Genomic DNA, 20676 nt, shown 5'->3' with positions numbered 1-20676 from the left:
CGGCAAAGGTGAGCTGGAACGGTTCACATCGAGGCGGTCGCGGAGGTGGTGCTGACGATGATGGCTACTGTGACGGCCTGAACCTGCTGGACAGCCTTGTGCACCGCCGAGCCTGCCCATTCACCCTGGCTGACCTCCTTGCCGCGCTGCTTGACCGTTCGCTTGTCGATGTCGGGCAGAAGTTTGGGCAGCAGATCGACGGCGTGCAAGATCGAGATCAGGGCTCCGGTCCGTTCGTCGGTGTCGCGTCCCTCGATGATTACGCCACGCACCCGCTGCAGGATCTCGGCCTCCGCGGCCGGGTTCGCCGATTTCCACGCAGTGGTCGGGAACAGGCCCAGGACCTTGCCCTTCTCCTCGACGAGATATCCGGTCTCGACCAGGTCGTTCAGCAGCGCGTCCTCCAGGTTCCTTGCGTGGCTGCGCCATTGGCCGAACCCGGCCACTTTGCCGACCGCGTCCTTGGGCTTACGAGCGTCGGCCACACCGACCAGTTCCGCGAGCCGCGGATCGGCGGGTCGCCGTGACGTGGTTACCAGGCGGCCAGGTTTGTGCTCAGGATCCCCCTCCTCGGTCAGCCGCAGCGCCCCCTCGACTGTCAGCTCCACAATCGCCGCCCCGGCCAGCGCGGCCCCCATCCGTGGGCCACCCACCATCTTCTTGCCGGTGTCATCATCGAGCGCGAGCAGCAAGAACTCCTCCGCTACCGTCAGCATCTGGTCTCCTGTCCTCTGCCTGCACGGCAATCACCAGGACAGGTCCGCGCCCGCCCGCTTTACCTAGAGTATCGGCGACGACGAACCCAGTTGCCGGCGTCGCTCCGAGAACGTCGGCCAACTGATGGGCGTGCCGTTGTGTTGCGCAGCAGCTGTTCCGGTGCTGGCGGGCGCTCCACTCTCCGGCATTCCGGACGGTCGCGAGAGCAAAACGGTGGGATTGCCGCCGATGCGGTTGCCCCACAAAGGGTGTGTGGTTGCAGGCCGAGAGCGAGAGCTGAATTCGGCGGAACCAGTGGGTGCGTCGGTGCGTCCTACACTTCAGGGACGACTTTGACGGCCCAGATCGGGAGGCTTCGGTGGGACGACGGACGACGGCGACGATTGCGGCGCTCGCTGGGGTGGTGCTGGTCGCCTCGGGGTGCGGATCGGGCACGGAGGGGACGGCTACACCGAGCACGACCGACACCTCAGCGGCTACAGCCGCGCTGTGGGATCCGTGTACGCAGGTTTCGGATCAGCAACTGCAACAGATCGGTGTGGTCTCGTCCACGAAGAAATCGGGCGTCGCTGGTGTCGAAGAACCAGGATGGAAGATTTGCTCTTGGCATGATGCGCCTTCTCAATGGAATTACTCACTCGGGGTGTGGTCCACGATCCATTCTGTTGACGACCTCAAAAAGAAGCCTGAGAATGTCGACTTTACGAATATTGATGTCAGAGGTCGGCACGGATTTCGTTTTCACAACACGTCGGATACTGACAGCGAAGATTGCGACCTGGTTTTCCCTGCCGGCCAGGGCGCACTGCAAATCACCGTATTCAATACTTCACCGAAAAGCGCTATAGCTCCGTGCGATCGAGCCTTAAAAGCAGCGGAAGTGCTCGTGCCAGGATTTCCGCGCTGATCAGGAAGAATTTGCTATGTCGATGAGCGAAGAGGTATCGCGCTGGCGCTACCTCGCTGATGAAGCCAAGGCTGGCCGACTCCATCTGGACCGCACGGTCGCAGAAGGCTGCCGGGATGCTTGTAATCGTCAGATCGATCTCTACGTCAGCCTCCGCGAAGACCTGAAGATGCTGACCCGAGTAACTGGCCTCGGCGAGCTCGACTGCTCCGACGAGCTGGCGAAGATGCTGGGCGCCAAGGCAATCGGCGGTGAGGGTGACGTGGACACCGCGTTGAAGGAACACACCGAGGTACTGACCCTGATGCGTGATACGATCCAAATCTCTGTGGACCGAATCATCACCCAAGACGAGACCAATTCACAAGACACGAACAATCTTTTGAACTGATCGGGGGGATTATCGTGGGTCTACCATTTTTGGTAGCGATCGGCGCCGCTCTGCTCGAGCAGTCGAAATCCGGCCCGCCCGATACCGGTTCGCGCGACGAGAGCCCCGACGCGGCCATAGCACGGAACCGAATCGCCGAAATCATGTGCTCTGGCAACGAATTGCAGACCCAGTCGCCGAAAGTTCCGGAGAGCGCGTACAAGAACCCGGACGGTATCGACGATCTGTATCAACGGGTGCAAGCGATGTCGGTCACCGACGTCGTGGCGCTGCATCAGCGGTGGGAGTCCATTCGGAACAGGCTGGAGCAGGGATTGCAGGGTTTCGCCCCGGACATCAGCAAAGCGATGGAAGGCAAATGGGAAGGCGCGGCGGCGAAGGCCGCGGCGGACGGGATCAAAGAGTACGTCGACAAGTCCAGCGGGCTGATCGGTTCGGTGCAGATCGTCGCCGAGAAGGTGAAGATCATCCGGTCGGGAATCGAGGTCACCCGGCCCGCCGTGCAGGAGACGCCGGGTCACACGTGGACCAGCAACGTCGCGAGTTGGGTGCCCGGCCCGACGTGGAAGTTGAACCAGCATCGCGAGGATGCCGCGCACGACGCTTCCGTGAACGTCGTCAAGAACGTCTTCTATCCCGCGGTCCGGGAAGCCGACACAGGCGTTCCGCTGGTACCCAAGCCATACAACCCTGTCCAAAAGCCCGGTGATCTGCCCTCATCGAACAACGCCGGGCAACCTTCGTCACCCGGCAAAGATCCTGGTGACAAATTCACCACGGTGGAACAACAGTCATCGGGTACCGAGAACACGCCCGAGGACACTGATTCGGCCGGCACGAATCTGCTTGCCGAGCAACAGAACACGCCCGACCAGACGGCCACCACACCCGCAGGCACGAACCCGTCGACCCAACCGGCGAACACCACCGGCACCGATCCGTCACCGACTCGTCCCGGAACACCGAGTCCCGGATCCCCCGGCACACCGAACCCCGGTGTGCCGGGCCTTGGAACCCCCATCCCGGGCCGCAGCGTCAAGGCTCTCCCCGCTGTTCCGAACGGCGTTCCCGTCGCCGCGGCCGCGCGTACCGGCGCGGGACGTCCTGGTATGGGCGGGATGCCGGGCATGATGCCGCCGGGCGCCCGCGGCAAGGGCGATGACGACAAGGAACATCAGACGAAGGACTACCTGGTGAACCAACAGAACGGCGAGGAACTTACCGGTCTCGGTGCGGCGAACCGGGCGAAGACGGTGCCACCGGTGATCGGCGAATGAGCGAACGAAACCTCGACGCCGTGCTGACACGGACGACGCGGCTGCCACGCACGACGAACGAACCGGCGTCATGAGCCGACGGGACTGGTCGTTCACGGCGCTCGGCTTCACCGTGCTGTGGCGGGCCGTCGACCGCGACGTGCTTCCGTACCCGTTGCAATACCGATCCACCGCGGAAACAGTCGCCGACTACGAAGCGGAGTGGAAGTCCGAAGCCGCCGGACTACACCGTCGCTTCGACGAGCCCATGTACGGTGCGCTGCGCGTACTGGCCGAACCGGAGGCACGCGTCGAAGTCGCGGGACTCCACGGAAAGGACAAGCTGCGCGTCCACGCCGCCGTGCACTATCAGCACGCGGTGCTGCTGATGCAGGAACCGACCCCGTCGCCGGATCGCGGTGGGGCCGTGCACATGTCGCTGATCGACGCGGCAGAGGTGAGCCGACGAGTCGTCGACCTGCTGCCGGACGCCCCGCGTGGCCGCGGCCTCGGCATCGAGGTCTCCCGGCACGAACTCGACGCCGAGGACGAAGGACCGTACCGCGTCGGGGCACCACCCGCGCCCCGCGAACAAGCCGCACAGTTCTTCGAACGTCCCCGCGCCACTATCGCCCACGTCGCGGTGTACGCAGGCCCCGCATGGGACAACCGCCCCGCACCCGCCCGAGGCTTCCACGTGATGGACTATCCCGACGGCCGCTATCTCGTCCGCAGCGGAGCCAACATCAAGGCTGTTCCCGCCGGCACCACCGAAATACGGATTCAACTCGAGCGGGTCGTACAGCTCACCGTCGATGGCTATCGCGAGGAGAACGATCCAAGTTACCCCTGAAGCACAGCGGGAAACTTCGACGCTGCCGATGGTGGGTACGAACGCTCCGAAGACGCCGTCACTTGTTCGACGCTGTGACCGCATCGGACTCCGAGTGGCTGAATCCGCTGCGCGGTCACTGGCGAAGTTCTGACGTAGTCAGCGAATCCAACCCCGATGATATTGGTCTGCCGCAGAATAGGCGGGCGTGACGTCGATGCTGAGGCCGGTCAGCGGTGGTGCACCAGACCTTGCGGGTTTCGAGTTGGCATATGTGACCTCGGTCCTGGTCTGTGTGGACCTCACTCCCGCGGCTCGTTCGGTGGCGACGCCACGAGCGCCTGTTCCAGCGTGGCGAGAATCCCGGCGAGGGCCGTGCACTCGGCAGCTGTGAGCGCGCTGATCAGGTCCGCTTCGTGCTCGAGTAGTTGCCGCACGGTGGTTTCGATCAGGCGGTGGCCGATTTCGGTCAGCCTGACGGCGACCGCGCGGCGAGATACCGACGACGATGATCGCTCAACCAACCCAGCCCGCTCGGCGCGGGCAACACGCTGAGAGACAGCGCCGGCAGTAATCAGTGACCGGCGGCCGATCTCGCGGGTCGTGAGCGGATCGCGAAAGTCCTCGCCGATGACCGGCGGCGCACGCTGGCCAGTGAGCAAAGCGATGTTCCGCGCGCGCACTTGGTCGACCAGCGCCCGAGGGTCGGCTCCGTCGAACAGAAGATTGGCCTGCATCGCTATCACTGCGTGCCCGTCGTCGCCCGAGCGGCTGAAGTACAGCGGAGCTTGGGTCCACATCGCGATGGTAACGACAACGATCGCCACCCCCGCGCCGCTCCAGTGCCGCATGGCTACAAAAGCCACCACCCCGACCAGCGCGCAGCTCATCAGGTATGGCGCACCCGAAGCCGCCAAGACCAGCATTCGCCACCACGACTGGCTGAAGTGCAACGCGACCCCGGCAGCTCCTGTCAGTGTCGCAATCCATGCGAGCAGGTCGACACCGTTCCGAACCAACTTCGACATCACACCCAACAGACAAGCACGAGCCCCGCAAACGGCCGACGTGCGGTGGCTCTGGCCCGCTCCACTACTGCGTGCTCATGGCGGTCTGCCCCACCGATCGTCAAAGTGCGCCAGAGCCAGTGCGGCTCAGAAATGCCCCGCCTGCGGGGTGGGACGGTTCCCAAGGCATATCGACGACACCAGGCTCGACCCGCAGTCGATGATCGGCGAGCGACCTCGCTGGGCGTGCTGCAGTTTTCAAGGTGGACAACAGAACACCGACATATAGTCCAGCGTCACGAATACGGTTCAGGTGACCACCGTCGACAAGCTATCGCAGGTTTCGGCTGACATCAGAGCCATCGAGGCCCCGTTCGAGATCATATTCGGCCGGGGTCCGTGGTAACCGCGGTGGTCGGGGTACGGGGCGAGGCACGAGCAGCGCTCGACGAGGGCGCTGCTCGGAAACTGCCGCCTACGGTGCCTGCTGCGGCGCTGCTTGACCCTGACGTTGCGTGAGGCTCGACGATGTCGTCATGACCGACAACTTCCCCGCTTTCGATATCAGTCCCGTTCCCGTCCCCGCGCTTGACGCCGTGCCTCCGGAGCTTTTCCGCGGCCTCTACGGGATGCCGATGTTTGTCACGGTGCCGACGTTCGATCTGGCCACATCGGCGGACTTCTGGTGCCGCGGACTCGGGTTCTTCGATTTGTTCTCAGTCCCCGGCCAGATCACGCACCTGCGCCGCTGGGCGTTCCAGGACGTCTTGCTCGTGCCGGGGGACGGGGGCCCTGCCGGGGCGTCGGCGCTGAGCGTGAGCTTCGCATGCGTGCTGAGCCAGGTCGACCAGATCGCGTCCGCGTGTGCGGAATTGCTACCTGGCTGCACGACGGGGCCGCGGCAGATGCCGTGGAACTCGGTGGAGCTGGAGATCGTCACCCCGGAGAACACCCGGGTGATCATGACGGCAGCGCGACCGTACGATCCGAACAGCGCAGAGGCCGAGCATCTGCGAGCCATGGGAATCAGGGCGCCCGAAGAGTGATCAGACCGTAGTCGTGGGGGCCTCGCACGGAATGGGTGTCAGAGTGGACGGTGTAACGAAGCGAACCTTCGATGACGCCGAAGACGGTCTCACCGTAGGTGTCGTCGCATCGCTGGTGGGCGTCACGATCCGCGCTCTTCATCACTGGGATGCGCTGGGGCTCGTCCGCCCGTCCCAGCGCACCGACACCGGCTATCGGCTCTACACTGCCGCGGACATTGCCCGTATTCACCGGGTGCTCGTCTACCGTGAACTGGGTGTACCTCTCAACGACATCGGGACATTGCTGGACGCCCCGGCAACCGATGCGCTGGCATCTCTGCACCGGCAGCGCGACCAGCTTCGCGAGCGTGTAGCTCATCTGCAGCGCATGAGCAACGCGCTGGACCGCATGATCGAAGCCAGGAAGTCCGGCATTCTGCTGTCGGCCGAGGAACAGGTAGCGATCTTCGGCCAGCACTGGCAGCCCTCATGGGTCGAAGAAGCACGCGATCGTTGGGGTGACACCGCCCAGTGGGCGCAGTACGCCGAACGCGCCGCAGGCAGGACTGTGGAGCACTGGCACCAGATCGCCGATGGCGTCGATGCACTCAACGCGGAACTGGCCGCAGCACACCGCACCGGGGTGGCCCCCGGAAGCGACCAGGCCAACTCGCTGGCCGAGCGGCACCGGGCATCGATCGGCGCCTACTTCGACTGCACGCACTCGATGCACGTCTGCCTGGGACGCAGGTACGCCACCGATCCAGGATTCGCCGCTTTCTACGACGACATCGAGACCGGCCTGACCACCTGGCTTCGCGACATCATCGACGCCAATGCGCGCGCCCACGGCATCACCCCCGAATCAGCGACATGGGTTTGACAACCCAACGACACGACAAATTCGAGGCGGGCAACTGCTATCGGGTGCGGTGCGGGCTTTCGTCTACAATCCGGTAGTAGCTCATTGGATAAATATCCATGCTCCGGACCCTGTCCGGTAGATTGCATACTTTTCGTTCTGGCCGATCAATCGTGCTTCTTCGGAAGCGGTGATTTCCGCGGGTCGGCGCGAGCATGGCGCTTCGCATGCTGCGATCGGCAATTCTGTCGATGGCGTTCAACAGCCGGCTGGAGCATTCGAACTCGGCGGTGGCGCCGGTTGCGGCGCGCACCACGATCCCGGTCACGCTCGAAATGAGCGGCCGGGACGGCAGCCCATGAACTTCGAGGTACCGAAATCCATGGTAGGTGAAGCGGGGATGCCACACCTCGATCCCATGGCCGGCCAACGTGTAGTGATCGGCGACAACCACGTTCGGCACCCATCCGAGCATCCCGTTCTGGTCTACTCTGCCGTTGTCGAGGTACCAGCCCGGGTAGAGCGTGACAAGTGTCCCGGCAGGTCCTTCGACTTCGATCTCCGGCCATCCAACAGCAGATGTGCCGAAGTCGAACACGTAGATTCCAGGCTCGGGCTCGGTCATCTCGACCGCGCGCAGCCGCTCCGCCTCGACAACAGCCGGTTCGAACTGGGCGCTGAGCGCCGCGGGGATATCGGGGGCGACAGCAGCATGTCGCCACCGGGAGTGGTCACCGGCCGGTTCATCCCACCCGGGTCGCAGGCGGCGGGCATCGTAGTCCTCGCCCCCGTAATACCCGGAGAATTCGATCGGTCCCTCCTCGGCCCGCCAGGTGGCATCACTGGATACCCGCTGGACGGAACCGTCGTCGTACCGGATCTCCAGCTGCGCGATAACCTTCGGCTCGCCGGACAGCCGGACCGTCTCCCCGTCGGCGACACCGTTTTTCCAGGTCACCGACTCCCAGTATCGGCCTTCCCGTTCGGGCACATTGAAGAAACCGTTACCGACGAGCAGTCCCACGACGTTGTCTCCGGTCTGCAGGTGATCGGCGACATCGTGGGTGTTGTACAGCGCTCGTTTGCGGTAATCGGTGATGCTCGGCACAAGGACATCCACACCGACTTTGTGGCCGTTGAGCCGCGCTTCATACAGCCCGAGCCCCGATACATAGAGACGCGCCTGCCCGATCCGCCGCGCCGGTGGCACGGTGAAACGCTTGGCGAAGATCGGCAATGGAGCAGCCGCCCGTGCCGCGAGTATCGAACTGGTGATCCATTCCGCCGTCCAATCTGCTGAATCGAGCAAACCCATCTCCCAGCGGCCGACCGGACTCCATGCCGACACGCGGTCACCGTCGGTCCATACCCGGAATGCCAGAACACCTGCTCGCGCGAAGTGAGCAGCCGGCCGCCGTAGCCAATATCCACCTGCTGATCCGATGCCACCGCGCCGGAATCCCACAGGTCGGGCCGGTCCAGCGCGAGCCGTTGCGAAGCAGAGGCGGCTCTGACCTGGTATGCCGATTGCACGACCGCACGGTCGGCCGAGACCAGCCGCCAACCTAGAGTAGGTGTCCGGTCATCGATCCCGTACGGGTCCACGAGGTAGTTCACGGTCAGACCCGCGACCACGACTCCCGCGGTCTCGGTGCCGACGTCGGCCGGCTCGTCATCACTCACCGTGGTCGCCCTGCCGTGAGCCCCGGCGGTACTGCTGTCCATTGCGGCTTCCTGTTCTCCATGCGGCGTGTGCCGGCTTCTAGGTCTGCGTTCAGGTCGGGCCGCCAACTTCAAGTCCGGTTCGATCGACAACCCCACAGAACCTGAGGAGGCTGTGCACCCCCAGCATGTCGGCGCCGATCGGTCCGGTATTGTTGCGCCGCGAAACATTTGCGCGGCGCAATTTATTGGAACGACCGAAGTGGTGTCAAGCGATGGCGAATGAGCAGGAAGCCGGTCGAGCTGCCGAGTCACCCGGGCGGGATCTGGTCACCCAGATCATCGACACGCTGCCGGACTGGGTAACCCAGCTGATCCGGCTCAACGGGTTGATCGCCGAGCGAATCGGGTTGGTACCGAGCGATTTTCATTGTCTGCACGCCCTGCACCGGAACGGGCCCACCACCGCAGGCGCGCTGGCGGCACGCGTCGGCCTGAGCCCCGGCTCGACCACGCGAATGATCGACCGACTCACCGAAGCAGGCTGTGTCGAACGAGTTCCCGACCCTCACGACCGCCGCCGGATCCTCGTCCACCCCACCGCGGAAGGACTCGCGCGGGTCGCCGCATACTACGACGGCTTGACCGCCCGCACCCGCTCAGATCTCACCGCTTTCGACGGCGAGGAGCTTCAGGCCCTTCTGCGCTTTATCGAGGCATCTCGCGACAGCGCGACCACTGAAGTCGACCGACTGCGCACCACCCGATCGGACCCATAGACACTGGCGCCGAGCCACATTCACCCTGTTCACTACCAGCGAGGCCATCCGCCGATTCCGGCAGCCGCCCTCTCGGGTCGGCGGGCCGCGGCGCCACTGACCGGCAGTTCGCGCTGACAAACGCAGCATCCTACCGTCCCCGCACTGGGAAATCGGGTAATTCAAAGTCGAAGTAGCATCCATGCGACGAAGCAACTGTCGGCGTTCCCGAGCAATGCGCGCGAATGTCGTGTTGCCTCGAATCAATACGGTAGCCAGGTGAGGAAGGCGCACGATACGTGAACCGAGAAGCATACCTGAATGAGCTCGTCGACGGAATGTTCGGCGACAAGCGACCGGATGAGATCGCGCCTTGCCCGTTCACCGATACGGAGATCGCCGAGCTCGAATCGAGTGACGAACTACTCGTTTATGTGCCGGCCGGGCTGTCGGCAAGAGAACTGTGCGAGCTGTTCGACATCCGGGCGAATATAGATTTCGATGTCGAAGCAAATATGATCCGCACCGTCATGGTGAGCGAATCACATTGGTTCGTCACCTCCGCCGCCAAGGTACCGGAACTGATCGGAAGCAGCGGAAAATACGCGAAGCGTGAATACGACGACGAGGGGCTCCACGGCCTCGATCTGCGACGATACCTGCGTTTCTGCGCTGCCTTCAAGGCCCGGAACGGCGTCTTTCCGGATCGGACCTACTGGACCTTTCTGCTGTCCGGAAGTTACGATCGCAGTGGCATTTCGATCGTAGGTTTCGATGCCTGGGGAAATCTGTCGCATCACGGCTGGATGCGGAATTTCGAGGCGAAGTTCTGCGGCGCACGCTACGCGGTGTTGGCGCCGCGCATCGAACTCCTTCCACAAACCATCGACCTGCCACGCGCCCGCAGGGGTGTGCACGGCAAACATGGCGGCGACGAAGCAGGGTTGGATCGGCGCCGGTGATGGCCAGTGCATTCGACGAGTGGCGAGCTCTGCTCGGTGAACGCGCCACCACGGATACCCAGCCTTATACCGCGAACCTGACAGAGTTTTCCAGTCGGCAGCTCGTGGCCGTGCTGCGGCCTGTTTCCCGCGATGAAGTGCGGCAGATCGTCACTGTCGCCGCGAGGTACCGGATTCCGCTCCATCCCATCAGCACCGGCCGCAACTGGGGGTTGGGCTCCAAGCTCCCGGTCCACGATGGTTGCGCGGTCGTAGACCTGAGCCTGATGAATCGAATACTCGAGATCAACGAGGAACTGCACTATGCGGTTGTCGAGCCCGGCGTGACGCAAGGCCAGCTCGCCGACGCACTCACGCACCGCTCATGCATGCTGAATATCACCGGCTCGGGCGAGCAGACCAGCGTCGTGGGCAACGTACTCGAACGTGGCGTCGGAATATTCGGGCAGCGCACAGCCGATCTCCGCGGCATCGAAGCCGTGCTGGCGGACGCTGAATACGTTCGAACCGGCCATTGGACACACGACGACAACGAAGCCCCGGACTGGCACCACTACCCCTACGGTAGCGGCCCAGATGTGACCGGGCTTTTCGTTCAGTCGGGGTTCGGTATCGTCACAGCCGCGGTCGTCTCCCTCTACCCCAGGCAGAATGTCGCACTGGCTCTGGTGCGTTCCACCGAAGGCGAGCTGGCGTCGCACGTCGATACTCTGGCGGAACTACGTCGACATCAACTACTGCGCGACCGCATCGAGATCAATGGTGAAGACGACCCTCGGCTTGCTCGACTCGACCGGACAGCACCACCGAACACCTGGCTGACCTGGGTTGCGTTATGGGGTGACGACGACATCATCGCGCTGCTTCAGAAGAAGCTGTCCACACACTTCGACGACGTCGACTACTACACCACCGCCGACCTCGACCTTCCGGACACCGCGCGAACACGATTTCGGAAGCTGTCCGGCGAGCCGGGCAACGAGTACGTCGACGCAATGGCAGGCCGCTCCGTCGATATGTCATCGGATTTCGCCCTCGATGACGATCCGAAATTTCCGGGTTTCGTCTGCGCATTGCCCGCCGTTCCTTTCGTCGGTCGGCATGTGAATACCGCCGTCGCCATTGCCCGTACCACCGATTCGAACACCGGAATCCGGTCATATCTGACGTTCAACAGTGTCAGCGCACATTGTCTGGAAGGGTTCTTCCGGGTACCGTTCGACCGCGCGAACGACATCGAGGTCGAAGCCGCCCACCAGTGGGTCACACTGGCGCAGAAGAGGTTGGTCGAAGCGGGATTCCGCCCGATGCGCACCAGCATCGACACCATGCTCTACTCCAGCGGGCATCAGCGAATGGCGTTGTTGTTGAAGAAAGCGGTCGACCCGTACGGGCTGATCTCGCCTGGGCGGTACCTGCCATCAGATGAACAGACATGATCTCGATCGCGCGACAGAAGACCATCCTGTTCTCAGAGATGCTCCCGCGTCGGGCGAGCGGTTGTCGTGACCGAGGTCATGGAGCAAGCCCATAGCTCATTTGCTCCACGATCAGCGACCACCAGCAGTTTTCATGGTCCAGCGCCTTCTCGTCACACGCAGCGACCCGCTGTCTGAATCCCGGATGGGCCCGCGGTTCGTACAGACCGAGAAGGAGGACGAAGCCCCACAGGTGAGAGTTCACAAAGCGGGGCTCGTCGTCCGACTCCGCGACGGACCAGAGTTCGTCCGTGCCGGCACGCAATACCAGAGAAGTGCCCTCGTCATCACCCACCAGCAGGTACTGGACGTCGCGCAACCACAGCGGCTGCAGCAGTCGCTCGTCTCGGTAGAAACTGACAAGGAGGGGGCATTCACGTGGCAATCCCACGCGCACCAGGAACTCTCTGGTGCGTTCCGACACTGGCGCGACAGCGAGCCGCTCAGGCTCGATCGACACCAGCTGGTCCGGCGCCCAGGCCGCACACAGTTCTTCCCAGCCTTCGCCCGATGACATGTTTCTCCTCGATGCCGGCTTCCCTGATCTGAACATTGCGAAGCACCGTAGTGCACACCAGTTCGTGACCGACTTTCGAAGTCCTGTTCACCCACACCGGAATCCGCTTGTCAGCGTTGAACATCGACAGAGTGCATAGGCTCACTGTCCTGGCTGATCAGATACGGACGATCGTGAGGAAGTTGCCGAACCTGGAAGACATTACCGGTGGGCGGGAGGTGGCCGACCGCCGTTTTGCGTATCACCGAGCACACCCGTTCCCACCGAGGAGATCTGAGCGGTCCGCGCCACCGGCTGATACCCGGCGGCGGTGAACACCGCGGTATGCACGCCCGGGGGCAGCGGCTCGGTGGCCACTGCCCCCGGTCGCGTCGGCGACCGCGCGAGCGGTCTGACGCCCACTCAGGTCCGTCACGGTCAGCACCGCCTCCGGCACCGGCCACCCCTCGGCGTTGCGGATACGGGCGGTCAACCCCGTCATGTCCGGTCCCCGAGCCCGTAACCCAACCGCACATCGTGACCGACCTCCCCACCGGACACGGTGACCTGACTGGTCACCGGCGGGTAACCGCGGGCAACGATCGTGTACTGCCCTTCGGGCAGATCGGCCACCACATAGCGGCCGTTGTCATCGGTACGTGCCGTAGCCGTCAACTCGCCTGCCGCATCCAGCACCGTGATCTGGATATCCGCCACCGCGCGGCCCCCCTCGGCCCACGCCGACCCGGCGACGACACCCATCGCAGCCAACTCGATGTCGTGACGCAACACACCGGTATCCGGCACCGTCAGCGTGGTCGCAGCGGGGCGCATGTGCGCGACGACGGCCACCAAGGTGTAAGTACCCGATACCACATCGTGGCATACATAGGCGCCATCTCTACCCGAGACAGCCGCTCCGACGACCTCACCACGCAGGTCGGTCAACGTGATGGTCGCACCAGCCAACGGCTCACCGTGACCGGCCGTGCGAACCACACCCGACAACTCACCAGAACCCGCCAGGGTCAGGTCCAACTGCTGCGGCCGCTGGCCGAGGGCCACGTTGACCGCCGCGGGCTGATGCCCTGTCGCCGACACGATCAACACATAACTCCCCACCTCGGGTGCGCTGATCACGTAACCACCATCGACAGCCCCGGCTGCCCGCGCGACCTGATGACCACGCTGATCGATCAACGTCAACACCGCACTCGGGACCGGACAGCCGTCCTCACGCTGAATACGACCACCCAACGACCCACCACCGAAATCGGTCCCCGACAACTCCGCCACCGGCAACACAGACTCCGACACAACACCGACCCGATACCCACCATGACCATTCTGCTCAACCGACGCGTGCCGCCCACCCGCTACAGCGAGGACTGGCACCCGCTCGAGCTCGAGCTCGAGCTCGAGCTCTGGCTCGGGCTCGGGCAGGACCTGCGTTTTCGCCTTCCCCATCGGGATCAGCGTCGTCAGACCGATCGCGGTCAATGCCGCTGTCATCGCGATGAGGAACGTGGTGTGGAACCCGTCGCGGGACGGCAACACGTGTCCGCCCAGCGATATCGTCATGTGTGCGAGCACCACACTCATCACCGCCGATGAGGTCGAGGTGCCGATCGAGCGCATCAGTGAGTTCAAACCATTGGCCGCAGCGGTCTCTGTGATCGGTACCGCGTCCATGATCAGCGCCGGCATCGCCGCATATGCCAGACCGACGCCACCTGCCACGATCATCGCCGCGAGCATGATTTCCCAGACGCTGTTCATCAGCACCACCGCGCACAGGTAGCCGATGGCGATCACCGTGGAGCCGAGCGCGAGGGTTGTCTTCGGGCCTCGGCTCGCCGACAGTCGCGCCGACACCGGCGAGAGCAGCATCATCACGAAACCTGTTGGTGCGAGTGCCAATCCGGCGCTGACCATGGACAGCCCGAAGCCGTACCCGGTCTTCTCCGGCGCCATCAGCAGCTGCGGGAAGGTCAGCGACATGCCGTAGAGCGAGAACCCGACGGCTATCGAGGCCAGGTTGGTGAACAGCACCCTCGGCCGTGCCGAGACCCGCAGGTCCACCAGCGGCGAGCGTTGCCGCAGTTCGTAAGCGCCCCAGCCGAGGAACACCACCACCGACACCGCGAACAGGATCAGGATCCGCGCGCTGGCCCAGCCCCAGTCCGCGCCCTTGGTGATCGCGATGAGCAATGCGAGCAGCGCCACCGACAGGCCGACCGCGCCACCGAAGTCGAACCGCGCGGGCGTGCGCACCGGCGATTCCGGGACGAACACGAAAACCAATGCGGCGCAGACGACACCGAGACCGGCCGAGGTCCAGAACAGCACGTGCCAGTCCGCGTTCTGCGCGATCGCCGCCGCGACCGGCAGACCGATCGCACCGCCGACGCCGAGCGTCGCGCTCATGATCGCCATCGCCGAACCCACACGCTCAGCAGGCAGCTCGTCGCGCATGATGCTGATCCCCAACGGGATCGCCCCGACCGCCGCGCCCTGTAGCGAGCGACCGATGATCTCGGGCACCAGCTCGGAGAACGACGCACAGACCACCGAACCGACGATCAACAACACCAGATTCGCGAACAGAATCCGGCGCTTGCCGAACATGTCGCCGAGACGGCCGCTGATCGGAGTCGACACCGCACCAGCCAGCAGCGTGGCCGTCACGACCCAAGACGCATTGGACGCCGAAGTGCTCAGCAGCGTGGGCAACGACGGAATGATCGGAATGACCAGCGTCTGCATGAGCGAGACCACGACACCGACCATGCCGAGCGTCGCAATGAGAAGAGCCGGCGTGGGACGACGCCGGTCGTCGGAACCGGAGACGGTCGAAGACGCGTCGACAGCAACAGTCACGTATGTACGATACATATGCAGTGCATCATGCACAATTTGGTACAAAACCCGGACTCGGGTCCGGTCAGCGGCGTACCGAATGTCAGTGCCCCTTGCTAGGTTTCGTTGCGTTGTGATCTGACGGAAGCAAGCGAGGCGAGCTATGACAACCGGGGGCACCACCTATCTCGAACTGTCCGAAGACAGCGGTTCCGCGCACAAGTTCTACGAGATAGTCGTCGCAGGCACTCAGGTGAGTGTCCGTTTCGGCCGTATCGGGGAGCAGGGGCAGACCAAAGTCAGTTCCTTCGCCACCGAGGAGAAGGCGCAGGCGGCCGCCGCCAAGAAGGTCGGCGAGAAGGTCCGCAAGGGCTATATCCCGGCGGTGATCGGTGCGCGAGCAAAGCGTCCCGTAACGCGGCGGGCGATCAGCAGCGGGCGCTCCACCGCAAAGTCCGCGCCCGTGCTGTGGAGCTTCGACTCCGGCGCCGCCGCCTTCGGCATCTTCGTCGACGAGCGCCGCTGCTGGGTGGGTAACGAGAACGGTGACGTGTTCACCCTCACCCCGGCCGGTGTGGTCAACGGCCGCTACCGGCTGCCAGACGCGGTCAAATGCATTGTGGCCGATGACTTCTGGATTTATGCCGGCTGCGATGACGGCCGCGTCTACGACCTGTCCGGCAAGGTGCCGCGGGCCGCGTACGACATCGCCACCGATGTCGACATCTACTGGCTCGACATCCACGACGGCATCCTCGGTGTCTCCGACCGCCAAGGAGGCATCACCGTGATCGATTACGAAGAAGAGTCACTGTGGAGCAGGCGCAGCACCGGCGACTCGGGATGGATGGTGCGCGTCGACCCGACCGGCGTCTACCACGGGCATTCCGCTGGCGTCACCAAATATGACCTGGACAACGGAAACGCTCTATGGCAAGCCGACACCGGCGGGGCCGTACTGTTCGGCTGGCAGGAAGCCGACGCCGTCTACGCGGGCACCGCCCGCAGCCAGGTCCGCATGGTGACCAAGAGCGGCCGGGCCGAGCACACCTACCAGTGCGATGCCGCGGTCTTCTCCTGCGCCACCTCACCCGACGGCCGCTACATCTTCGCCGGCGACAATTACTCCTCGGTGTACTGCTTCGATGCGGCCGGAAACCGCCTGTGGAAACTGGCCACCGGCTGCGGCTCGGCCTATTCCATGCAGTACCACGACGACAAGCTGTACCTTGTCACCACCACCGGCGCCCTGGCCTGCCTCGATGTCAGCGAAGCCGCCATCCGCGACGCCGAGCAGGGCGTGCTGCCCGCGACGATATCGGTGAAAGCCCCCGAGATCTCGGCTGTGGTGCCCAGTAGCACCGTCGAAGTGACGTCCGACGCCGGGTCCGGCGTCATCGTGGAATGCGTGAACGACGGCCGGGCCCTGCGCGTGCACGTCGTTTCCTCCGGTTACAAGCACAAATGGAATGTCCAGTTTCCCAAGGATATTCGCCGCCCCGGCACTCGCTACGTGGTCGACGGCGTGTCCGAGTCCGCGCGCGGCGGTTTCTATCGGGTCCGCGGGGACATCCGCCAGTTGAGCTGACTACTGTGAGAAACTTTCCGCGTACCTACTCGAGGTTTGCAATGGGGTACTTGTACCAAATGGGTAGACAGCTCAGAAGATTCGGCGCGATAGGGTTGACCTCGGCTACCGCGGCGGCCTTGCTCGTCGGATGCGGAGCTGATCGCGGAGGCGACCAGGCGTTTCCGACGAACGTAGCCGACCAGATCGATCGAATCGTGCGGCCGCGCATGGATGCGGGCCTGGTTCCCGGTGCGTTGGTCGCCGTGATCGATCCCGAGCGTGGCACACTCACCAGGGCCTACGGCACAGCCGATCTCGCATCTGGACGGCCCATGGACGTAGCCGACCACGTCCGGATCGGCAGTGTCACCAAGACGTTCACCGCGACCGCCGTGCTGCGAGCAGCCGACGAAGGCAAGCTGTCCCTGGACGATGTTTTGGAACGGTACGTCCCGGGTGTCCCCAATGGGAACACCATCACCCTCCGAGATCTGCTCGGGATGCGCGGTGGCGTCTGGAACCTCGACGGCGACCCAGCATTCGCGGAACAGGTGATCTCGAAGGCCCCGACCGCCGAATGGCATGAAGGCGACCGGCTGCGCGCGATCATCGCCCACCCCGAGAAGGCCACGCCACCCCGCACCGAAACGACATACTCCAACTCGGAGTTCTATCTGCTGGGGCTCGTTCTCGAAAGGGTCTTCGGGAAGCCGGTTCACGAAGTGGTCAACGATGTCGTCGCTGCCCATGGGCTGGACAACACGACCTACCCCACCGACGCCTCCCTGCCCGTCCCCGAGAGCCGCGGTTACTCCTACTTCGACGAAGCCCCTACCGACGTCACCAGGCGCAACACCCCGGCGATTTTCGGCGCCGCAGGCACGATGGTGTCGACCATCTCCGACCTCGCCGAATACGCAGGCTTACTCGGCCGCGGCGACCTGTTGAAACCGGAGACGTTCCAATCCCGGACCCAGTTCACCGGCGACCTGCACTACGGACTCGGCCTCGCGCAATTCGGCCAGTGGATCGGCCACAACGGCGCGGTGCTCGGCTATAACACGCAGATGGGCTATCTGCCGGAGAAGAACGTGCGCCTGGCGGTCGCGGTGAACCAGTACACGACCCCGCCCGACCTGCTCGGGGCCGTGGCCGCGACGATCTGGTTCGCCGTCATCAGGCAGCTGTATCCAGGCACTGTGCCCGATGGGCAGACCAACGCGCCACCGAACCCGCCCGTCCCCACGGTCGCCGAACTCGACAGCCAGCTTCAGCGAGCGCTCGACCCGGCCGTTCCGGCGTCGGAGAAGGCGCTGCGGGTCGCGGGCGACGACAAAGACCCGGAGCTGCTCACTCGCCTCGCCTCGGCCTTGGCACGGTACTCGGTGACCACGCGGGTGAATAGGGTGACCGAACTCGGCCCCGGCCAGCTTCTCGCGACGACCACCGTCACCGGACCGAACGGCGTCCGTCCGATGATCCTCCCCTTTGTCGTCCGCGACAGTTCTTGGCGTATCGACACCTCATGGGCCTGCGCCAACCTCGCCGACAGGACCTCAGCGGCCTGCGTCTGACGATCTTCCTCGGCCTGATCCGCCGATCGGTGGACGAGAAGTGACCGCCGGTGGGAAGGTGGACATACCTCAGGTGTCGGCAAGGGAGCGGGACACATGGTGGACAAGGCGAACGGATCTGCTGCGGGCGGCGGTAGGGGGCCTGCGGCAGACCGGCCGGAGCACATCCGGAATGTAGTGCTCGTCGGCCACAGCGGGTCGGGAAAGACCACGCTGGTGGAGGCGATGGCGCTCACCGCGCGGGCCGTGAACCGGGCCGGGCGGGTAGAGGACGGCACCTCACTGTCGGATTACGACGAGATCGAGCATCGGCAACACCGGTCGGTGCAGTTGTCAGTGGTGCCGGTGGCGTGGGCGGGGATGAAGATCAACCTCCTCGACACGCCCGGCTATGCCGATTTCGTGGGTGAGCTTCGGGCGGGGCTGCGCGCGGCCGACGCGGCGTTGTTCGTTATCTCCGCGGCCGAGGGTGCAGAAGGCATCGCGGGTGCGACCAGAGCGCTGTGGGAAGAGTGCGCAGCGGTCGGCATGCCGCGTGCCATCGTGATCACACACCTGGATACCGCGCGGGACGAGTTCGATGTGATGACCGAGGCCTGCCGGACAGTGTTCGGCGGTGGATCGTCGGAAACCATTCTGCCGCTACATCTTCCGGTGTACGGACCGAAGAACCCGGACGGCCATCGTCCGGTCACCGGAATGGTCGAACTGCTACCGAACTACATCGGCGACTATTCCTCCGGCGAAGAGGTCCAGGGCGAACCCTCCCCCGAACAACTTCCGGATTTGGAGGAAGCACGCAACCGGCTCATCGAGGGCATCATCGCGGAAAGCGAAGACGAATCCCTGATGGAGCGTTACCTCGATGGCGAGGAGATAAGCCTCGAAACGCTGGTCACCGATCTGGAGCGGGCCGTCGCGCGGGGCAGCTTCTATCCGGTCCTGTTCGCCGCTCCCGCTCCGGAAGGCGCCAAACAGGGACTCGGCACGGTGGAACTGCTCGATCTCATCACCGGAGGCTTCCCGACGCCCGCCGAGCACGAGGTCACGGCCGTCACCGCCACCAACGGCGCGAGCCCGCACCAGCTCAGTTGCGACCCGGACGGCGAACTCGCGGCGGAGGTCATCCGCACGGCGTCCGACCCCTATGTCGGCCGGGTATCCCTGGTGCGTGTCTTCTCCGGAACGCTGCACGCCGACGACACAGTACACGTCTGCGGCCACGGCCTCGAAGTCCGCGGCCACGAGAGCCATGACGTGGACGAACGGATCGGCGCGATCTCCTCCCCCTTCGGCAAACAGCAACGTACGCTCGGTCAGGCCATCGCCGGCGACATCGTCTACGTCACCAAGCTCAGCCGCGCCGAAACCGGCGACACCCTGTCGGCCACCGGAACTCCCTTGCTGATCGAGCCGTGGCCGATGCCGGACCCGCTGCTGCCCATAGCTATTCGCGCGCGCAGCAAAGCCGACGAGGACAAGTTGTCGCAGAGCCTGGCCCGCCTGGCGGCCGAAGACCCAGCCGTGCGGCTCGAGCACAACAGCCACACCGGCCAGCTGGTCCTGTGGTGCCTCGGCGAGGCACATCGCGACGTTGCCTTGGAGCGCTTACGGGCTCGGTTCGGTGTGCAGGTCGACGTGATCGAGCATCAGGTAGCGCTGCGAGAGACGTTCGCGGGCAAGGCAACCGGGCGTGGCAGACATGTCAAACAATCCGGAGGTCACGGGCAATACGCCGTATGCGAGATCGAGGTCGAGCCACTGCCCGGTGGTTCCGGGATCGAGTTCGTGGACAAAGTGGTCGGCGGAGTCGTTCCGCGGCAGTTCATTCCGTCGGTGGAGAAGGGTGTCCGCGCCCAGGCCGGGCGAGGTGTGGCGGCGGGACATCCACTGGTCGACGTGCGGGTCACGTTGTACGACGGCAAAGCTCACTCGGTCGATTCCTCCGACGCAGCGTTCCAGACCGCGGGTGCGCTCGCCCTGCGGGACGCAGCCGCCGCGGCGGGGATCGCTCTCCTGGAGCCGCTCGCCGAGATCTGGGTCATCGTCGCCGACGAGTACGTCGGGCCGGTCTTGAGCGACCTGTCCGGTCGGCGGGGCCGCGTTCTCGGCACCGAACCGCACAGCACCGGACGGACTCGAATCCACGCCGAGGTGCCGGAACTCGAACTCAGCCGCTATGCGATCGATCTGCGGTCTCTCTCGCACGGGACCGGCGATTTCTCGCGGACCTATGTGCGGCATGAACCGATGCCCGATCAGCTGGCGGCCGCGTTGCGTGGGGAAATAGCCCGCGCCTGACCGCGCGCCATGTCAT

At 64.3% G+C, this 20676-nt stretch carries 17 protein-coding genes and 2 pseudogenes; 12 read left to right on the top strand and 7 right to left on the bottom strand.

Annotated elements, in window-relative coordinates:
- Positions 1-23: 23 nt before the first annotated feature.
- Entirely contained in the window at positions 24-716 is a 693-nt protein-coding gene (locus OHB12_RS34275) for a GOLPH3/VPS74 family protein (protein ID WP_327114382.1), read from the bottom strand.
- A gap of 359 nt (positions 717-1075) precedes the next feature.
- Here OHB12_RS34275 and OHB12_RS34270 point away from each other — a divergent pair, with 359 nt between their 5' ends.
- The 4 genes from OHB12_RS34270 to OHB12_RS34255 all read left to right on the top strand — a co-directional run bounded on the left by OHB12_RS34270 (position 1076) and on the right by OHB12_RS34255 (position 4124).
- Positions 1076-1624: a DUF3558 domain-containing protein gene (locus OHB12_RS34270; protein ID WP_327114380.1), complete on the top strand. Its 549-nt coding sequence runs from the start codon at positions 1076-1078 to the stop codon at positions 1622-1624.
- Between the two features lie 16 nt (positions 1625-1640).
- Complete coding sequence (locus OHB12_RS34265) at positions 1641-2015, top strand: hypothetical protein (protein WP_327114378.1); 375 nt, start codon at positions 1641-1643, stop codon at positions 2013-2015.
- Positions 2016-2029: 14 nt separating this feature from the next.
- Positions 2030-3292: a hypothetical protein gene (locus OHB12_RS34260; protein ID WP_327114376.1), complete on the top strand. Its 1263-nt coding sequence runs from the start codon at positions 2030-2032 to the stop codon at positions 3290-3292.
- A 70-nt stretch (positions 3293-3362) separates the two neighbouring features.
- Positions 3363-4124 carry an ESX secretion-associated protein EspG gene (locus OHB12_RS34255; protein ID WP_327114374.1) on the top strand — a complete coding sequence of 254 codons (762 nt, stop codon included), beginning with the start codon at positions 3363-3365 and terminating at the stop codon, positions 4122-4124.
- Between the two features lie 281 nt (positions 4125-4405).
- Here OHB12_RS34255 and OHB12_RS34250 read toward each other — a convergent pair whose 3' ends face one another.
- On the bottom strand, positions 4406-5131 hold the full coding sequence (locus OHB12_RS34250; protein ID WP_327114372.1) for a MarR family winged helix-turn-helix transcriptional regulator: 726 nt from the start codon (positions 5129-5131) through the stop codon (positions 4406-4408).
- Between the two features lie 515 nt (positions 5132-5646).
- Here OHB12_RS34250 and OHB12_RS34245 point away from each other — a divergent pair.
- Together OHB12_RS34245 and OHB12_RS34240 are read left to right on the top strand one after the other, a co-directional pair.
- A complete protein-coding gene (locus tag OHB12_RS34245; RefSeq protein WP_327114370.1) occupies positions 5647-6156 on the top strand; it encodes a VOC family protein in 510 nt (169 codons plus the stop codon).
- 43 nt (positions 6157-6199) lie between these two features.
- Positions 6200-7021: a MerR family transcriptional regulator gene (locus OHB12_RS34240; protein ID WP_327114369.1), complete on the top strand. Its 822-nt coding sequence runs from the start codon at positions 6200-6202 to the stop codon at positions 7019-7021.
- A 37-nt stretch (positions 7022-7058) separates the two neighbouring features.
- On the opposite strand, the gene OHB12_RS34235 is transcribed toward OHB12_RS34240, so the two are convergent.
- Both OHB12_RS34235 and OHB12_RS36565 read right to left on the bottom strand, forming a co-directional pair.
- Entirely contained in the window at positions 7059-8348 is a 1290-nt protein-coding gene (locus OHB12_RS34235; RefSeq protein ID WP_327114368.1) for a family 78 glycoside hydrolase catalytic domain, read from the bottom strand.
- Between the two features lie 38 nt (positions 8349-8386).
- Positions 8387-8725: pseudogene (locus OHB12_RS36565) on the bottom strand (glycoside hydrolase family 78 protein); the annotation flags it as partial.
- 212 nt (positions 8726-8937) lie between these two features.
- Between OHB12_RS36565 and OHB12_RS34230 the strand changes: the two are divergent.
- The 3 genes from OHB12_RS34230 to OHB12_RS34220 all read left to right on the top strand — a co-directional run bounded on the left by OHB12_RS34230 (position 8938) and on the right by OHB12_RS34220 (position 11821).
- Positions 8938-9441 carry a MarR family winged helix-turn-helix transcriptional regulator gene (locus OHB12_RS34230; RefSeq protein ID WP_327114367.1) on the top strand — a complete coding sequence of 168 codons (504 nt, stop codon included), beginning with the start codon at positions 8938-8940 and terminating at the stop codon, positions 9439-9441.
- 278 nt (positions 9442-9719) lie between these two features.
- Complete coding sequence (locus OHB12_RS34225; protein ID WP_327114366.1) at positions 9720-10382, top strand: hypothetical protein; 663 nt, start codon at positions 9720-9722, stop codon at positions 10380-10382.
- On the top strand, positions 10382-11821 hold the full coding sequence (locus OHB12_RS34220; protein WP_327121725.1) for an FAD-binding oxidoreductase: 1440 nt from the start codon (positions 10382-10384) through the stop codon (positions 11819-11821). The genes OHB12_RS34225 and OHB12_RS34220 overlap by 1 nt, the downstream gene beginning before the upstream one ends.
- 76 nt (positions 11822-11897) lie before the next feature.
- On the opposite strand, the gene OHB12_RS34215 is transcribed toward OHB12_RS34220, so the two are convergent.
- The 3 genes and pseudogenes from OHB12_RS34215 to OHB12_RS34205 form a co-directional block, all read right to left on the bottom strand.
- Positions 11898-12377 (bottom strand): SUKH-4 family immunity protein, encoded by a 480-nt coding sequence (locus tag OHB12_RS34215; RefSeq protein WP_327114365.1) that lies wholly within the window; start codon positions 12375-12377, stop codon positions 11898-11900.
- A 477-nt stretch (positions 12378-12854) separates the two neighbouring features.
- The gene (locus OHB12_RS34210) at positions 12855-13823 is read right to left on the bottom strand and encodes an MSCRAMM family protein (RefSeq protein WP_442800163.1); all 969 of its coding nucleotides are present in this window, start codon (positions 13821-13823) and stop codon (positions 12855-12857) included.
- Positions 13815-15251, bottom strand: a pseudogene (locus OHB12_RS34205) (MFS transporter); the annotation flags it as partial. The gene OHB12_RS34210 and the pseudogene OHB12_RS34205, both read right to left, overlap by 9 nt.
- Positions 15252-15378: 127 nt before the next feature.
- Between OHB12_RS34205 and OHB12_RS34200 the strand changes: the two are divergent.
- The 3 genes from OHB12_RS34200 (at position 15379) to OHB12_RS34190 (ending at position 20660) form a co-directional block, all read left to right on the top strand.
- Positions 15379-16803, top strand: a complete 1425-nt coding sequence (locus OHB12_RS34200) for a WGR domain-containing protein (protein WP_327114364.1) — start codon at positions 15379-15381, stop codon at positions 16801-16803.
- Between the two features lie 197 nt (positions 16804-17000).
- Positions 17001-18359, top strand: coding sequence for a serine hydrolase domain-containing protein (locus tag OHB12_RS34195; RefSeq protein WP_327114363.1), 1359 nt, complete (start codon positions 17001-17003; stop codon positions 18357-18359).
- Between the two features lie 96 nt (positions 18360-18455).
- Positions 18456-20660, top strand: coding sequence for an elongation factor G-like protein EF-G2 (locus OHB12_RS34190; protein WP_327114362.1), 2205 nt, complete (start codon positions 18456-18458; stop codon positions 20658-20660).
- The last annotated feature ends 16 nt before the right edge of the window (positions 20661-20676 follow it).

Origin of the sequence: Nocardia sp. NBC_01730, from assembly GCF_035920445.1 — a bacterium.
Lineage (GTDB): Bacteria > Actinomycetota > Actinomycetes > Mycobacteriales > Mycobacteriaceae > Nocardia.
The sequence above is the reverse complement of the archived record's forward strand: the minus strand, read 5'-3'. Positions and strand labels throughout refer to the sequence as shown.

Bases quoted from the DNA above. Each gene is read 5' to 3' on its own strand.
- OHB12_RS34275 (WP_327114382.1), bottom strand. From the start codon at position 716: ATGCTGACGGTAGCGGAGGAGTTCTTGCTGCTCGCGCTCGATGATGAC.
- OHB12_RS34250 (WP_327114372.1), bottom strand. From the start codon at position 5,131: ATGTCGAAGTTGGTTCGGAACGGTGTCGACCTGCTCGCATGGATTGCG.
- OHB12_RS34210 (WP_442800163.1), bottom strand. From the start codon at position 13,823: ATGGGGAAGGCGAAAACGCAGGTCCTGCCCGAGCCCGAGCCAGAGCTC.
- OHB12_RS34220 (WP_327121725.1), top strand. From the start codon at position 10,382: ATGGCCAGTGCATTCGACGAGTGGCGAGCTCTGCTCGGTGAACGCGCC.
- OHB12_RS34245 (WP_327114370.1), top strand. From the start codon at position 5,647: ATGACCGACAACTTCCCCGCTTTCGATATCAGTCCCGTTCCCGTCCCC.
- OHB12_RS34190 (WP_327114362.1), top strand. From the start codon at position 18,456: ATGGTGGACAAGGCGAACGGATCTGCTGCGGGCGGCGGTAGGGGGCCT.
- OHB12_RS34265 (WP_327114378.1), top strand. From the start codon at position 1,641: ATGTCGATGAGCGAAGAGGTATCGCGCTGGCGCTACCTCGCTGATGAA.
- OHB12_RS34200 (WP_327114364.1), top strand. From the start codon at position 15,379: ATGACAACCGGGGGCACCACCTATCTCGAACTGTCCGAAGACAGCGGT.
- OHB12_RS34230 (WP_327114367.1), top strand. From the start codon at position 8,938: ATGGCGAATGAGCAGGAAGCCGGTCGAGCTGCCGAGTCACCCGGGCGG.
- OHB12_RS34215 (WP_327114365.1), bottom strand. From the start codon at position 12,377: ATGTCATCGGGCGAAGGCTGGGAAGAACTGTGTGCGGCCTGGGCGCCG.
- OHB12_RS34255 (WP_327114374.1), top strand. From the start codon at position 3,363: ATGAGCCGACGGGACTGGTCGTTCACGGCGCTCGGCTTCACCGTGCTG.